This window comes from Bifidobacterium sp. 7101 (genome assembly GCF_000499285.1).
Classification (GTDB): domain Bacteria; phylum Actinomycetota; class Actinomycetes; order Actinomycetales; family Bifidobacteriaceae; genus Bombiscardovia; species Bombiscardovia apis_A.
In genome coordinates, this window is the sequence record NZ_AWUN01000003.1 from 43,774 (window position 1) to 59,305 (window position 15,532).

The following is a 15,532-nucleotide window of genomic DNA, read 5'->3' on the forward strand; positions in this document are numbered from 1 at the left end:
CATCGTAAGGGAGGTAGAGATGAACAGCGGTTTGCGGCACATGCTGCGTGACGACGACCTCAACCACGAGGAGCAGCTGGAGGTGCTTCGACTGGGCATGGCTTTCAGGGCCAATCCCTATTTATCCCAGCCTTACCATGGGCCTCAGGCCGTGGCGATCATCTTCGACAAACCCAGCACGCGCACCAGAACCAGCTTCTGCGTAGGCGTGGCCCAGCTGGGCGGCTATCCCATGGTCATCGACAGCCCGGGCTCGCAGCTGGGCCGCGGCGAACCCGTTGCCGATACAGCCAATGTGCTGACACGGATGACATCCACCATAGTCTGGCGCACCTTCGGCCAGGATCGGGTGGAGACCATGGCTGCCCATGCCACTGTGCCCGTCATCAACGCACTGACCGACTCTTTCCACCCCTGCCAGGTCCTTGCCGACTTCCTGACCCTGGCCCAGCACCGGGGCGGGGTTGATGCCCTGGCTGGCATGACCATCGCCTACCTTGGCGACGCGGCCAACAATATGGCCAACTCCTATATGCTGGGCGGGGCAGTGGCCGGCATGAACGTGCGGATTGCCGGCCCACATGGCTTTCTGCCCGATCCGAGTCTAGTGGACCAGGCGCGGACCCTGGCTGCTGAAAACGAAGGATCCATTCTGGTCACCACGGATCCGGTTCAGGCCGTGGAAGACGCCGACTGCGTCTTTACCGACACCTGGGTCTCCATGGGCGAGGAGGACCAGTATGCCATCCGTTCCCATCCATTCCTGCCCTATCAGGTCAACGCCCAACTCATGGCCCATGCCCGCCCGGATGCCCTTTTCCAGCACTGCCTGCCCGCCTACAGGGGCCGGGAGGTGACGGCCGAGGTTATCGACGGCCCCCAGTCCGTGGTCTGGGACGAGGCTGAAAACCGCTTGCACGCCCAGAAGGCGCTAATGACCTGGCTGGTGGCCCGCTCCCGGGGCGACGAATCCCTCCTGCAGGGGGTGTGCTGATGCGGCCGACGACCAAGGTGGCCCGGCTGGATGTCATTCGTCAGGCCCTGAACCGACACCGGGTCAACTCCCAGCAACAGCTGTCGGCCCTCTTGGCTGAGCAGGGCATCGAGGTGACCCAGGCCACCCTGAGTCGGGACCTGGACGACCTGCATGCCACCAAGCTGCGGTATTCCGACGGGAGCATGGCCTACTGGATTCCCGCCACCACCGATCAGCAGGCCATGGAGGCCGCTGCCGCCGAGGGGCCTGAGATCGAGGGTGAGAACAAGACCGATGCCTACCTGGCCAAGATTCTGACCGGGCTGATCACCTCGGTGGCCCGGGCCCGCAACCTGCTGGTGGTCAGAACCCCAGCCGGTGCCGCCCAATATGCGGCTTCCGCCCTGGACCGCCAGCCCATCAAGGGCATCCTGGGCACCATAGCCGGGGACGACACGATTCTGATCATCGCAGCCGACGATGAAGCGGCATCATCCCGGGCCGACTGGCTTATGACCATCGTCTCCGGTCAGGAGGACTCCCGGGCCCGCTGATCAATGAAAGCACGAACTGAATCTGCAAATGTGAAATTAGAAGGAAAGAGGATCGCCATGACCGAAAACAATCGCATCGTGCTGGCCTACTCAGGCGGCCTGGACACCTCGGTGTCCATTCCCTACCTCAAGGAGCGCACCGGCAAGGATGTGGTGGCTGTCTCCCTGGACGTGGGCCAGGGTGGCGAGCGTCTGCAGACCATCCGCCAGCGGGCCCTGGACTGCGGGGCCGTAGAGTCCGTCGTGGTGGATGCCAGGGACGAGTTCGCCAGGGATTACTGCATGCTGGCGCTCAAGGCCAATGCCATGTACGAGGGCGTCTACCCGCTGGTATCGGCCATCTCCAGGCCGCTGATCACCAAGCATCTGGTCCAGGCGGCCCACAAGTACGGTGCTGACACCATAGCCCATGGTTGCACCGGTAAGGGCAACGACCAGGTCCGTTTCGAGGTCTCCATCATGTCCATTGACCCTTCGCTGAAGGCCATCAGCCCCATCCGAGACCTGGGACTGATGCGCGATGTGGAGATCGCCTACGCCAAGGAGCACCACCTGCCCATCGAGCAGACCGAGGAGAGCCCCTATTCCATCGACCAGAACGTCTGGGGACGGGCCATCGAGACCGGGTACCTGGAGGATCCCTGGAATGGACCCACCAAGGATGTCTACTCCTACACCGACGACCCGGCCTTCCCACCGGTCGAGGATGAGGTGACAATCGACTTCGAACAGGGCATCCCCGTGCGCATCGATGGCAGGGCGGTCACCCCTCTGGAGGCCATCGAGGAGATGAACCGCCGGGCCGGGGCCCAGGGGATCGGACGTGTGGATCTGATTGAGGACAGGCTGGTGGGCATCAAGTCCCGCGAGCTCTATGAGGCACCAGGCGCCTTGGCCCTGATCACCGCCCACCAGGAGCTGGAGAACTGCTGCCTGGAGCGCGAACAGCACCGGATCAAGCGCGACATCGATAAGCGCTGGGGCGAGCTGGTCTATGACGCCCAGTGGTATTCGCCTGCCGTTCGATCCCTGAATGCCTTCATCGAAGAGACCCAGCGCTATGTCTCCGGCCGCATCCGCATGGTCATGCACGGTGGACGAGCCGTGGTCACCGGTCGACACTCCGACAGCTCCCTCTACGACTACAGCTTGGCCACCTATGAGTCCGGCGACAGCTTCGATCAGAACGCCTCCAATGGGTTCATCGCCATCTATGGCTTGGCCGACAAGGTGGCAGCCGCCCGTGACATGCGCTTCGGCAACGGCATCGCACAGGACGGACAAGACCAGTGAGCACCGGCGACAAGCCCATGGCCCTCTGGGGCGGGCGCTTCAGCGGCGGTCCCTCGCCGGCCCTGGTCGAACTCAGCCGGTCCACCCAGTTCGACTGGCGGCTGGCCGACGACGACCTGGCCGGTTCCCGTGCCCACGCCCGGGCCCTCAACCGTGCTGGACTGCTGGATGATAACGAGCTGGCACGCATGGAGCAGGCCCTGGATGAACTTCAGGACCAGGTGGACTCCGGTGCTTTTGCCCCAGAGCCTGGCGACGAGGACGAGGCCACAGCACTGGAGCGCGGCCTGATTGCCATAGCGGGGGACCAGCTGGGCGGCAAACTGCGGGCCGGGCGTTCGCGCAACGATCAGATCGCCACCCTGATCCGGATCTGGCTGCGTCGTCACGCCCGGGTGCTGGCCAAGGACCTGCTGAATACGGCCCGGGCTCTGATGGATCAGGCCCGGGCGGCGGGAACCACGGTCATGCCTGGCCGCACCCACATGCAGCACGCCCAGCCCGTCCTGCTGGCCCACCAGCTCATGGCCCATGTCTGGCCTCTTATCCGTGACCTGGAACGCCTGAGGGACTGGGACCAGCGTGCCGATGCCAGCCCATATGGATCTGGCGCGCTCGCCGGCACCACCCTTGGTCTGGACCCACTGCCGGTGGCCCGTGATCTGGGCTTTAGCCGGGTCTGCGCCAACTCCATCGACGGGACTGCCGCCAGGGATGTGGTGGCCGAATTCGCCTTTGTCGCTGCCATGATCGGCGTGGACCTGTCCAGACTGGCTGAGGAGATCATCATCTGGAACACCCAGGAGTTCGCCTTCGTTCGTCTGGACGACGGCTATTCGACTGGTTCCTCCATCATGCCTCAGAAGAAGAATCCGGACGTGGCTGAGCTGGCTCGTGGAAAGGCCGGTCGGTTGGTTGGTGATCTGGCTGGCCTACTGACCACTCTCAAGGGGCTGCCGACGGCCTATGCGCGCGATCTGCAGGAGGACAAGGAGGCGGTCTTCGACCAGGTGGACACCTTGGAAGTCCTGCTTCCCGCCTTTTCCGGCATGGTCACCACTTTGACCTTCAACAAGGATCGCCTGGAAGAGCAGGCTCCCACAGGCTTTGCGTTGGCCACCGACCTGGCTGAGTGGCTGGTCAGGCAGGGGGTGCCCTTCCGGCATGCTCATGAGCTTTCCGGGGCCTGCGTCAAGCTGGCCGAGGGTCGTGGTTGCGAGTTGGCCGACCTGGATGATGCCGATTTCGTCAGGGTCTTCGCTGACTGGGTGCCTGCCGATCGGGCTCCGGAGGTCCGTACTGTCCTGACCGCCGGGGGAGCCGTGCGTGCTCGCCGGGGCCAGGGAGGCACCGCGCCGGAGAGAGTCAAGGAGCAGATGGATCAGGCTGCACATGCGCTGGAGGAGCTGAAGACCTTCGCAAATTCGCAGTCTGATGGGCCTGCCTACCGTCCTCCCAGGTGATATTTCTGGTCTCCGCCGGACTGGTGGCCGCGCTAAAATGCCCAACGGTAATTCCTCAAGGGGGACGGCAAAGAACGAAAGGCGGCGGCGATAATGAATCCGGTGGCACTGGTCCAGGCTTGGTGGGCCAAACAGCACATCACTCTGGCCAAGGAGCCACCCGGATCCCGCCAGGGCCTGTGCTCGCCTCCGGATCAGGGACGAGACCTGGAGCCGCTGACCATGTTGGTGGTTGGCGACTCCATGGCGGTTGGCTGCGGGGTGAAGGACCAGAGCCAGGGTTTCGTTCCTGACATAGCCGCCTGCCTGGCCACCCGGCTGGGGCGTCCGGTATCCTGGTCGACCCAGGGTCGGCTGGGGGCCACTATCCGTAGGGTGCGCTACCGGTTCCTGCCCGCCCTGCAGGACCATCCTGATCTGCTGGTCCTGTGTGCAGGATCCAACGACATCATGGCCAACCGCACCGACGAACAATGGCGGGATGACCTGGCTGCCAGCGTCGAGCTGGCCAAAAACAAGGGCCGTCAGGTGCTGGTCCTCAGCTCTGGTCAGCTCTATCGGGATCCTGCGCTCGGCCGGGCGCTCAGGGCCGAGGTGGAGCGCAGGATAGCCCGCCAGACGCAGACCAGCCGTCAGGTCTGTCAAGAGGCCTCGGTGCCCTTTGTGGATGCCACCCGCGACGATGTTGGCACTGACCGACCCGACTTCTGGGGCATTGACCATTTCCATCCTGGGGTTGAAGGTTACCGGCGCATGGCCGCCTGTGTGGTCGACCATATTCCCCAAGACCTGATCAATCAATTGTCTGTGTCTGCGCATTCCTGACATGAATGCAGCAATTACGCTGAGAGGTTCCTTCTGGACGCCCTGCCTCAACGAGGCAGTTAGCGGTCAATAGTCAATCGATAGCGGCTGGTCCGCAATGAATAATCAATCCAAGCTTCATTCCTCGGGAATTCCGGCTTGGTGAGGCCCCGCCGTGTCGGTATCTGTTGCAAGAATAGTAGGGTTTAGCGTACATTCATCAAATATTCGATAGGGAGTAGCCTCTCATGTCGCAGGTCACCGATTTCAGGCAGGCGGGTTTCGACTCGCTTTTCGACGAACTCAAGTGGCGCGGTCTCATTGCCCAGTGCACGGACGAGTCCGAGCTCAGGAAGGTGCTGGCCGACCCCTCGGTGACCTATTATTGCGGATTTGACCCCACCGCCCCCTCACTGCACGTGGGCAATCTGGTCCAGCTGCTCAACATGCGCCACCTGCAGGCGGCCGGTCTGCATCCCATCGCCGTCGTCGGCGGAGCCACCGGGCTGATCGGCGACCCTCGGCAGTCGGGGGAGCGCACCCTGAATCCCAAGCAGACCGTGGCCGAGTGGACCGAGCGCCTTCGTGGTCAGATCGGGCGCTTCCTGGACACCGAGGGAGACAACCCCGTCCGATTCGTCAATAATTATGAGTGGACCGGGTCCATGAGCACCATCGACTTCCTGCGCGATGTGGGCAAGAACTTCCGTATGGGCACCATGCTGGCCAAGGACACGGTGGCTCGCCGTCTGGATTCCGACGAGGGCATCTCCTTTACCGAATTCAGCTACCAGGTGCTGCAGGGCAACGACTTCCTGGAGCTCTTCGACCGCTACGGATGCAGTCTGCAGCTGGGCGGCAGCGACCAGTGGGGGAACCTGACCAGCGGCCTGGATCTGATTCGCAAGGTGCGCAATGCCTCCGTCAACGTCATGACCAGCCCTTTGATCACCGACTCCCAGGGCAAGAAGTTCGGCAAGTCCGAGGGCAACGCAGTCTGGCTGGATCCCACCATGTTCAGCCCCTACCGCTTCTACCAGTTCTGGTTCAACCAGCCTGATGACCAGGTGGTCAAGCTGCTGAAGACCTTCACCTTCCTGCCCAAGGCCGAGATTGAGCGTCTGGAGGAGCGGACCGCCCAGGATCCCGGTGCTCGCGAAGCCCAGAAGGTTCTGGCCTGGCAGGTGACCTCATATGTGCACGGCGAGCATGCCGCCCAAGGGGCCATTGATGCCTCGGGTGCCCTCTTCGGTCGTGGCAAGACCCTGGAGGAGCTGGACGAGGATGTGCTGGATTCCGCGCTGGACGGACTCAAGGTCGATGATGGTCAAGGCGGGCGAGCTCTGCCCGCAGCCCGCGAGGGTCAGCGTCTGGTGGAGGCCGGGGTTGCGACCGGGCTCTTCCGTTCGGTCTCCGAGGCTCGTAAGACTGTGGCATCGGGCGGTTTCTATCTGAATAACCAGCGGGTCGAGGATCCGGATCAGGTATTGGAGAAGAAGGACTTTCTGCATGGGCGCTTCGCCCTGGTTCGCAGAGGAAAGAAGGCCCTGGGCGCGCTTGAGCGTCGGGCCGGCAAGTAGGAACGTAGGAATTAAGGACACTGATGGCAGAAGAACATAATCATTCCCGAGGTGATCGCGGACGGGGCCGGGGCGGTTCGCGTCCAGGGGGCTTCCGGTCGGGCGGCCATCGCTCTTCGGGCTTCCACCAGGGCGGTTCGCACTCGGGCGGATACCGCTCCGGAAGCTATCGTTCGGGAGGTCACCGTTCCGGCAATTTCCACAACCATGACGGCGAGGGCGGCGAAGAGCATCGCTCCGAGAGCAGGAATGGCCAGCGGTCCTTCCGCGGGCGCAGGAACGATCGATTCGACCGCGACAATCGCGGATACAGGCATGACCGTCAGGATGGTCACGGCGGTTTCCGCAGGGATTCCGACCGGGATCGGCATTTCGACAAGCGTGACGACCGCCACGGCCGTTGGCAGGATGGCGACCGTCCACGTCGCGACTTCCACGCCAACAGGAACGGCGGCTACGGGCATCGCGATCATGACAACGACCGCGGTCGGTCGGGGTATGGCTACCAGCGGCATGACCGTGACCGTGATCGTGGTCAGGGCTTCCACGGGGACCGCCGTCGGGATGGCGACCGGAGGTTTGATCGTCGGCAGGATGAGCGGTCCGGTGGGAATCGCCCCTGGAACAACCGCTCCCGTGATGACCGTCCACGTCATGACCGTTCACATGGGGATCGTCCCTATGGCAACCGCTCCTATGGCGACCGTTCCCGTGACGACCATCGTCAAGGCGGCTATCGGGGCGACCGTTCCCATGGCGACAGGTACCAGGGCCAGCATGGTCACGATGACCGTCGTCGTGACGACCATCGTTATGACGACCACCGCGGGGCCTATCAGCGTGACCGCCAGAATGGCTATGACCGCGGTCGCCGCAACTCAGACGGGACCATCTCCTACCCCTCCCAGAACCCATATACGGATCGTCGGCCTGGCGAACCCAAGATGCCCAAGGGCCTGGAATGGTCCATGCTCTCCAAGGATGATCGCCTGCGCTTGCGCGGACTGAGCAAGGAGCACGCAGAGAACATCGGCCTGCACATTCTGGCCGCCTACGCGCTGGAGGAGACAGACCCTCAGGGAGCCTTGGCCCATGCCAAGTGGGCTGCACGACAGGCCTCCCGGATCGATCTTGCCCGGGAGACGCTGGCCCTGGTGGCCTACCGTCAGGGCGACTACAAGCTGGCCTTGAAGGAGTTCCGTACTGCACATCGCATGAATGGCTATTCCGATTACCTGCCCTTCATCGCCGACTGCGAACGTGGCCTGGGCAATCCCCGCAAGGCCATTGAGGAGGCCACTTCTGAGGAGGGCAGCCAGCTGCAGGGCGAGTCCAAGGCGGAGATGTTCCTGGTTTATGCCGGAGCCCTGGGCGATCTGGGCCTGTGGGACAAGGCCATCGAGACCGTTCAGGCCCTGGTCAAGGCCCGGGGGCTCAGCGGCGACTACCGGATGCGTGCCGTGCAGGCAGAGCAGAACTTCCTCGAACAGGCTGGTCGCAGCCAGGAGGCTCTGGAGCTGGAACCTCTTCTGGATCGGCTGGAAGCAGAGTATGCCGACGAGGATGAGGACGAGGACGGCCAGAATGGCGGGCAGTCCGAGGAAATCCTGATTGACTACGACCTGGAGCACCTGGATCCGGCCATGATGGAGGATCTCTCCATTGATCCGGATGGTGGTGAGGATGCCGAGGCTGATGTCACTGACGCATCCGAGCAGGGTGCCGATGACGGTAAGGCTGAGGAATCTTTTGAATCAGTAGCCTCGTACGATTCAGTGGACTCAACTGGCACAGGTGACTCAACCGGCGCATCTGATTCTGCCGGTTTATCCGACAAAGTCGATTCGACAGGTTCGTCCGACTCAGCCGGTTCGTCCGAAATGCCGGAATCTGAAATGACAGAATCATCAGATGTTGTGGAGCAGACTGCGGGAAAGTCTTCCCGCCTTGACGCAGAAACTTCGGATGATGGTTCTCAAAGCGGCCAGAACGATAGCGAAGCTGACGTAACTGTTACTGACGAAGCTGCTGACAATGGTGATGCGACCATCCAGGATTCAGGATCCGAAGCAGACACCATCGATGTTCAAAATGAACAGGTCAAGGATGAGCAGGTCAACCAGTCCGAAACCACTGATGAAGACAAGGCAGAATCGTGACCGTCTTCCTCAAAGGAACTGATGACGCCCCGGCAAAGACCTACCGTCTGGCTCTACTGGACCTGGACGGGGTGGTCTACCGGGGCGCCGACCCTGTAGAGCATGCGGCCGAGGGTATCGACCGCGCTCAGACGCTCGGCATGCGAATGGCATACACTACCAACAATGCATCCCGGTTCCCACAGGTGGTGGCCGATCAGCTGCGCGGGTTCGGTCTGACTCTGAACGATGATCAGGTCATCACCTCGGCCGTCGTTGCCGCACGGATGCTGCGCCGATACCTGCAAAAGGGCGCCAGGGTGCTGGTCATCGGATCTGATCATCTACGTGACCAAATCCGCCTCAATGGGATGGTGCCGGTAGACAAGGCAGCAGATCTGCCAGAGGCCGTTATTCAGGCTTGGTATCCGGAGTTGAGCTGGCAGGACCTGGCCCAGGCCGCCTTTGCCATTGAAAATGGTGCACGTTACTTCACTACCAACAAGGATCAGACCTTGCCCCGTGAAGGTGGCATGGCGCCCGGCAATGGAGCTATGCTCCAACCGGTGATTCTTGCTACCGGAAAGCAGCCGGAGGATTCGGCCGGTAAGCCGGAATCGGCCATGTACGACGAGGCTCGGCAGCTGTTAGCGGATAGCCAAGAGAAGATTTTCGACGTTGACCGATGCCTGCCCGTGGGCGATCGTCTGGACACCGACATCGAGGCAGCCAACCGGGGCGGGTACGACTCCATGGTCGTCCTGACAGGCGTGGCCCGAACCCCCGCCATCCTGACAGCACCGGCCAAGTTGCGGCCGACCTATCTGGCTGAAGACCTGCGCGGCCTGACTGAGTCGCAACCGCAGCCCAAGAAGGAGGCAGACCAAACCTGGCACTGCGGCGGCCAAACTGCAAGGGTGGACGATGACGGGCGTGTCACCCTGCGCGCTCTTGAGGCAGGTGGCGATCCCCTGTCTGATTTGGATGCTGTGCGAGCCTGTGCCTGTGCGCTCTGGGAGTACCAGGATCGTGGTGGAGATATGGACTCGCTGGATCTGCCCGCCTTTGTCGTAGGGGCATAGCGGACATGTCTGAAGAAGCCAAGTCCGGACAGCCCGAAGCGAGCGAATCATCCCAGGAATCCAATCACTACGGGCTACATGGGCAGCCTGGTCAGACTGAGCAGCCTGTAGGGTCTGAGGCTTTTGGACGGTCCTCCCAGTCAGATGATGAGGATCCGACTGCGGCAGAATCTGAAGAGCCCATGGATAAGCAAGCCATGGCTCCTCTTTTGGAGCGTTTCCCTGATTTGGCTGACTTGGATAATCTGGATGATGCCCAACAGGTTGAGCTGCTCGGGAAAGTACTGACCGGTCTCCAGCAGGACCTGAAGCGGGAGGGCAAGTGAACAATGAGGATACGGTCGTCAGCGCTGGGGACGGTCGGCGAAGAACCGTGGCTCTTGCCCACGACCGGCTTGACCGCATCCTGCCCGCACAGGGATTGACGGATTCGCGTGCCAGAGCCCAGGCTCTGATTCGTCAGGGACGGGTTACGGTTAACGATCGTCTGGCTTCAAGACCTGCTCAGAGTGTTCAGCCAGGCGATGTGATCCTGCTGGACCCGGGCGATGACTATGCTTCCCGGGGAGCGCTGAAGCTGGAAGGCGCCCTGACGACTTTTGCGGAGCAAGGGATGGCCGGTCCGCGGGACAGGCTCTGCCTCGATATCGGGGCCTCCACGGGCGGTTTCACTGACGTCCTGCTCAGGCATGGTGCACGGCGAGTTATCGCCCTTGATGTGGGCCACGGACAGTTGCTTGAACGGATTGCCGCTGATCCTAGGGTGATTGACATGAGCGGTGTCAACATACGCGAAGTTCAGCCGGGGGACCTGCCTTATCGCCCGGAATACGTGGTCTCGGATGTGTCTTTTATCTCGCTGACCTATGTCATTCCGGTCCTGCCTGCCTTGCTGGCGTCTGTTGCCAACTGCCTGCTGCTGGTCAAGCCCCAGTTTGAGGTCGGACGTAGCCTGCTGGGTCATCATGGCATTGTGACGGACGAGGACAGCAGGCAAGAGGCTTTGGAGCGAGTCTTGGCTTGTGCGCGTGAGCATGGATTTGTTGTCCGTGCTACCATGCCATCGCCCATAACCGGTGCCCATGGCAACATGGAATATCTACTTTGGCTGTCTTGGTCACAGTCGGCTTAAGGCCTGTGGCTTTACGCTTCCCGCACGACACACCAGACTGGACAGAATCTGCAGTTGCGGTAATATAAATGAGTTGTCAAAACGAGTTCCTCGTCGAGATGACATGCGCCAGTAGCCCAACGGATTAGAGCAGCTGACTACGGATCAGCAGGTTGCAGGTTCGAATCCTGTCTGGCGCACCACACGGAAGCCCTACAGCCACAAAGGTTGCGGGGCTTTTCCATTACTCGGGAAGTTTGCTTAAAACTTGATTTTGTGTGACATTCGTGTGACAAAGGTTCCCGCAAAGGAAAAGCCCCGCCGGAGTGGGGCTGATCCGTTGGGATCTGGTTACTGATTGAGATGCTGCATAGCGTAAGCCACTTCTTCGGGGGTGAACTTACCTCCGTACGGGCTGGCGAGCTGATGCTGGATTTCTGCTGGGCTCATGTGCATTTTCCGGTAGTCTTTGGCTGCGGCGAGAGCAGTGGCCTTGTAGTCGGCTTTTAGGCTATCTACGGCGTGCTGGGCGACATTGGGCGTGAATTTATCCTCGCTGGTGAGCTCGTAGTAGATGTCCTCCTTGCTCTCGTGTACTGTTTCCAAATAGTCTTTGGCTCTGGCGTAAGCAGCCGCGTTGTCGTCGGCTTGGAGGTTATCTACGGCGTACTGGGCGGCCTCGGGCGTGAATTTATCCTCGCTGGTGAGCTCATCGTAGATGCCCCGCTTGCTCATGTGTATTCTTTTCTGGTAGTGTTTGGCTTCGGCAAGGGCATTGGCGTTGTAGTCGGCTTTGAGATGGTCTACGGCGTACTGGGCGGCCTCGGGCGTGAATTTATCCACGCTCGTAAGCCTATCGTAGATGCCCTGCTTGCTCTTGTACAGAAGCTCAGAGTAGTCTTGCGCCTGAGCCAGAGCCGCCTTGTGATTGTCAGAGTCAGGGTTAGCAGGTTTTTTAGGGGCTTTTATAGTTTTCTTCATCTTGTTCAGTTGCTGTGATATGCCGGCTGTCTCGATCTTGGGGACGCTGATTGGCAACTTGATGTTTGATCCTGCGGTTGCGGCAAAAACAAGAATGGCAACGACTGCGATGACGACCCAGAACCAGACCTGCTTGTAAAACGGCTTTTCCTCCGGCGGCTGCATCCACGGGGGCACGGGTGTCGGCGGGGTCTGTGTGGTCTTTGGAGTCTGGGGGGTCTGTGGGGTCTGTTCAGCGTTGGACATGACTTATCCCTCTTTCTTCATCCTCTATGACTACCAGCAGGCTACCATTTATTCTGTACGATGGTCGTGCCTGGTGGGGGGGGGCAGGTTCGTGCTTTGCAGCGCGTCTGGTTCGAATGGGTATGGGCTGGTAGCACTGGTAGCCCTGGTTGATTTGGAGGCTGACGTCGGGTTCGCAGACGATCCGATGTTCGAGGGGTTGGCGGGCTTCAGCGCGGTTTCGTGCCTTGTACGGCGTTTCAGGCGCAGGCCGTAAACGCTTGTTCTAGTGGCGTCGGTGTGCTGCCAGTGGATGGTCGCCGGTCTTGACTGTGTCCAAGCACATAAGCCGCCTTCTTATTTTCTGAGAGTCGAAGGAAATCCGCAGTCAGAGAGGATAGGGGCTAGGCTTTCCGTCATACGTTGCTCGGCCCTGCGGATGACCACCCTGATGTCCGACACGATATAGTCGCAGATCTCATTGGCAACTGCTACGTCTATCGGAGGCTTTGCATTTAGCCAGTTCGACATTGCGGATCTTGCATGGTCCAGGGCGTCTGCCACCTTGCCTTGGCTGTATCCGTGTGAGGCGTGGAACCCTCAACTCTACATCAATGTATTTCCGTACAAGATCGCTCTGTTGTGAACAGTACCGGTCGTGCAAGCACTAACCTGCTTTTTGGTGAGCAGTAGCTGAATCCAATGCGGGTAGGCTGACCGATGCGTCATCAACCCTTCCGGCTAGTCATACTTAGAAGCACAGCTATATCACGCAAAGAACCACGAGGAAGGTCAATACAGCTCTAAATGGATGCATGTATATCCGCGGACATCTTGTTGATACCTTATTTAAATATTGAATTATGATTATCAGATAATTACTTTTTCTTGTTGGACAAAATTGAACTAAATCTTTTCTACTTAATATCGAAGCATGGTCAATCCCGCAAAGATTCCCGCGCCTATTAGACTAACTGCCGCTAGAATTGCGGTATTCGTAGGACCGACCAAGTCTGATAACCAGCCGGTTAGAGATCCTCCGATTAGATATCCGACCGTACCTACCGCGCCTATAGTGGACATCACAGAAGCTCTATATTCATTGGGGGAGAGAACCTGCTCAAGTAATTCTTCAATTACATTGGCAATTGTATAGAATAAAGAAAATACAAAAAAACTGCAGAAAGCGAAAATCAGAGATTGACCGCTCAATGCAAACGCGCAGAAGGCTATTCCAGAAGCGATGAGGGACATTGGCAAACTTTTTATTGCTGATCGGGTATTTGAGGAAAAAGGTGCAGCTAGTGCTGCTCCGATAAGTGCCCCAATGGATCCAATCGTGTTCAAATACCCGTAAACAGAGTTTGGAGCATGTAACACCGTACGGGTGAAAACAACGAGTAGAGTTTCTTGTAGTCCGAGGCCGAACCAAAGTGCAAGAACAACAATGGACAAGGCAGCAAGAAGTCGTTCCTTTTTGATAAAGTCTAAAACATTTTTCAATCGAATGTTGGTTGAAGAAATTATCCCTTTTAACTTAACCCAGAAGGAAATACTTTGACTTTCCCGAAAACCATTGCGTGAATCGAAAGTTCGCTTCGAATTATGCTCCTCATGTGAATAGCAACCGTCAAGTGAAGCCGCAATTAAGCTGCCAAAAGCAGCAACCGCAAATGCAGCGACACTGTTGAAATTGGTGAGCAAACCGGCGAGGGCGCCAGAGGCGATACCTGCAGCATTGATCATGAACGATAAAACAGAATTGAGAACTGACAGTTTTGAATCTGAAACCAGTTCAGCAGCTTTTGCATATCGTGCCGGCTTCATAACCGCAGCCATGCTTGTTATGACAAAAGCAAGAATAAATGAAAGAGCAATGTTATGGTTAAATGCGAGCAATAGACAACAAAGAGCTCGTAGCGTTCCGCCCACTGCTAAAACAATCCTGCGATTGTATTTGTCAGCTATGCCGGAAAACAGTGGAGCTACAATTAAATTTGGCATAAAGGTAACTAAAAAAAGGGCGCTGACAGCCAGCGGAGACGATCCCGAAATATCGTATACATGAATGGTCAGTAAGAGATTAACGATTCCACCGACAAGACTGGTAAAGAAAGCACCAAGCGATAATGTAACCAATGGTTTGTGTCTCAAAACGTCTTTGAGGGCTACGAATGTTGTCGCTGCTTTACTTAACATGTGGCATACATCCTTCGTCTACTTATGGCTCAGTCAGCAGAATGGTTTAAACCTTCAAGGATTTCATCGTGTTGAATTCAAATTCCGTAATAGATAATATTATGCCATCCTTGACTTGTTCATCTTTGATTTCAAAATGGTCAATATGAGTCTATTAGAATCTGTATTTCGTCTTAATACTGCATTTTATGCTCCACGAGGTTGGGTTCAAGTGCTACGGTGATTGCTTAATTAAATCTTGCCTTCTTGGAAACGACATGCTGCATCTTTGCGGCATTTATATATCAGATATCCCGTGTTGGTGCTACTGCTCGATATGCGTACGGCTGTTAGGTATTCTTCATATATTCGTTCGTAATCGGCAACCACATGAGGGCAATCAGAACCAAAATGCCGGCGATCCCAAGGGTAGTGATTGCGACATTTCGATCCGCGCTCCAACCTATGATCGGGTTGCAGACCATGCCAATCAAGCTTGCCAACGAGCCCGCAATATTAAGAACAGTAGAGCGCTGATCAGGCGGAATCAAACTATTCGTAGCTGCCGAAGTTATGGGTCCCCTTCCATTCATGCACACCACGGCAAGCAGGAATCCGATCGCTACGACGATTGGCGAAGGAACTGCCATGAGTGCGAAACCAGCTGCCCCGATAGTATAGGCTAAGAAGAGGGCTTTTGATCTTCCCAGGTATACCTCAAGCTTGTCAGAAAGGTAGCTATAATCTGCGGCTAAAATAAGAGCAGCGGATGACAGCAGGCCCCCAGTATGACATAGGCAAATTGGTATGCTCATATCAGGGTTGATTTAAGGTATAAACAGTGTTGAAAAGCACGAACGAAGCGCTTGATGTAATGCTGACGAAAGCGAGAACAGGCGTTCTTATCAATACGCTTGCCCCTTTATCAAATCCTGCAGAAATGACCTCTTGCTTGTACTGTGTTTGCGATTGTTCACAGGAATAGAAGGCAGTCTAAGCACCATAGCGGTTGCATATGCGGGAAACGAGATATTTAGGTGAACGAGGTAGGATCCGCACAATGAAGCAAGCACGCTACTTATGAGTTCCAGTGATTTATAGAAGCCGAAGACCCCTGTTGCAGGCTTGTCTGCATCCTCATCAAGAG

General features: G+C 58.0%; 13 protein-coding genes and 1 tRNA gene. 11 read left to right on the plus strand and 3 right to left on the minus strand.

The features are described 5' to 3' along the window. Window positions 1–19 precede the first annotated feature (19 nt). The 11 genes from argF to P272_RS0104935 all read left to right on the plus strand — a co-directional run bounded on the left by argF (window position 20) and on the right by P272_RS0104935 (window position 11,204). Window positions 20–994, plus strand: coding sequence for an ornithine carbamoyltransferase (gene argF, locus P272_RS0104885; protein ID WP_029678429.1), 975 nt, complete (start codon window positions 20–22; stop codon window positions 992–994). After that, on the plus strand, window positions 994–1,530 hold the full coding sequence (locus P272_RS0104890) for an arginine repressor (protein ID WP_029678430.1): 537 nt from the start codon (window positions 994–996) through the stop codon (window positions 1,528–1,530). Before argF ends, P272_RS0104890 begins: the two co-directional genes overlap by 1 nt. Window positions 1,531–1,587: 57 nt before the next feature. Next, the gene (locus tag P272_RS0104895) at window positions 1,588–2,823 is read left to right on the plus strand and encodes an argininosuccinate synthase (protein WP_029678431.1); all 1,236 of its coding nucleotides are present in this window, start codon (window positions 1,588–1,590) and stop codon (window positions 2,821–2,823) included. Between the two features lie 17 nt (window positions 2,824–2,840). Further along, window positions 2,841–4,286 (plus strand): argininosuccinate lyase, encoded by a 1,446-nt coding sequence (gene argH / locus P272_RS0104900; protein WP_081709065.1) that lies wholly within the window; start codon window positions 2,841–2,843, stop codon window positions 4,284–4,286. A gap of 93 nt (window positions 4,287–4,379) precedes the next feature. Beyond that, window positions 4,380–5,111: an SGNH/GDSL hydrolase family protein gene (locus P272_RS0104905; RefSeq protein WP_044097801.1), complete on the plus strand. Its 732-nt coding sequence runs from the start codon at window positions 4,380–4,382 to the stop codon at window positions 5,109–5,111. Between the two features lie 227 nt (window positions 5,112–5,338). After that, complete coding sequence (tyrS, locus tag P272_RS0104910) at window positions 5,339–6,670, plus strand: tyrosine--tRNA ligase (RefSeq protein WP_029678434.1); 1,332 nt, start codon at window positions 5,339–5,341, stop codon at window positions 6,668–6,670. A 23-nt stretch (window positions 6,671–6,693) separates the two neighbouring features. Beyond that, window positions 6,694–8,829, plus strand: a complete 2,136-nt coding sequence (locus P272_RS09540; RefSeq protein ID WP_029678435.1) for a hypothetical protein — start codon at window positions 6,694–6,696, stop codon at window positions 8,827–8,829. Beyond that, the gene (locus P272_RS0104920; protein WP_029678436.1) at window positions 8,826–9,890 is read left to right on the plus strand and encodes an HAD-IIA family hydrolase; all 1,065 of its coding nucleotides are present in this window, start codon (window positions 8,826–8,828) and stop codon (window positions 9,888–9,890) included. Before P272_RS09540 ends, P272_RS0104920 begins: the two co-directional genes overlap by 4 nt. Window positions 9,891–9,895: 5 nt before the next feature. Next, window positions 9,896–10,216, plus strand: a complete 321-nt coding sequence (locus tag P272_RS0104925) for a hypothetical protein (protein ID WP_029678437.1) — start codon at window positions 9,896–9,898, stop codon at window positions 10,214–10,216. Window positions 10,217–10,263: 47 nt separating this feature from the next. Then, window positions 10,264–11,022 carry a TlyA family RNA methyltransferase gene (locus P272_RS0104930; RefSeq protein ID WP_029678438.1) on the plus strand — a complete coding sequence of 253 codons (759 nt, stop codon included), beginning with the start codon at window positions 10,264–10,266 and terminating at the stop codon, window positions 11,020–11,022. Between the two features lie 105 nt (window positions 11,023–11,127). Then, window positions 11,128–11,204: transfer RNA gene (locus P272_RS0104935), tRNA-Arg, on the plus strand. 148 nt (window positions 11,205–11,352) lie between these two features. Here the strand turns inward: P272_RS0104935 and P272_RS08665 are convergent. The 3 genes from P272_RS08665 to P272_RS09435 form a co-directional block, all read right to left on the minus strand. Next, window positions 11,353–12,228 (minus strand): Ltp family lipoprotein, encoded by an 876-nt coding sequence (locus tag P272_RS08665; RefSeq protein ID WP_052323201.1) that lies wholly within the window; start codon window positions 12,226–12,228, stop codon window positions 11,353–11,355. A 900-nt stretch (window positions 12,229–13,128) separates the two neighbouring features. Then, window positions 13,129–14,406 carry an MFS transporter gene (locus tag P272_RS09105; protein WP_081709052.1) on the minus strand — a complete coding sequence of 426 codons (1,278 nt, stop codon included), beginning with the start codon at window positions 14,404–14,406 and terminating at the stop codon, window positions 13,129–13,131. A gap of 329 nt (window positions 14,407–14,735) precedes the next feature. Beyond that, a complete protein-coding gene (locus tag P272_RS09435; protein ID WP_029678441.1) occupies window positions 14,736–15,200 on the minus strand; it encodes an MFS transporter in 465 nt (154 codons plus the stop codon). Between the last annotated feature and the right edge of the window lie 332 nt (window positions 15,201–15,532).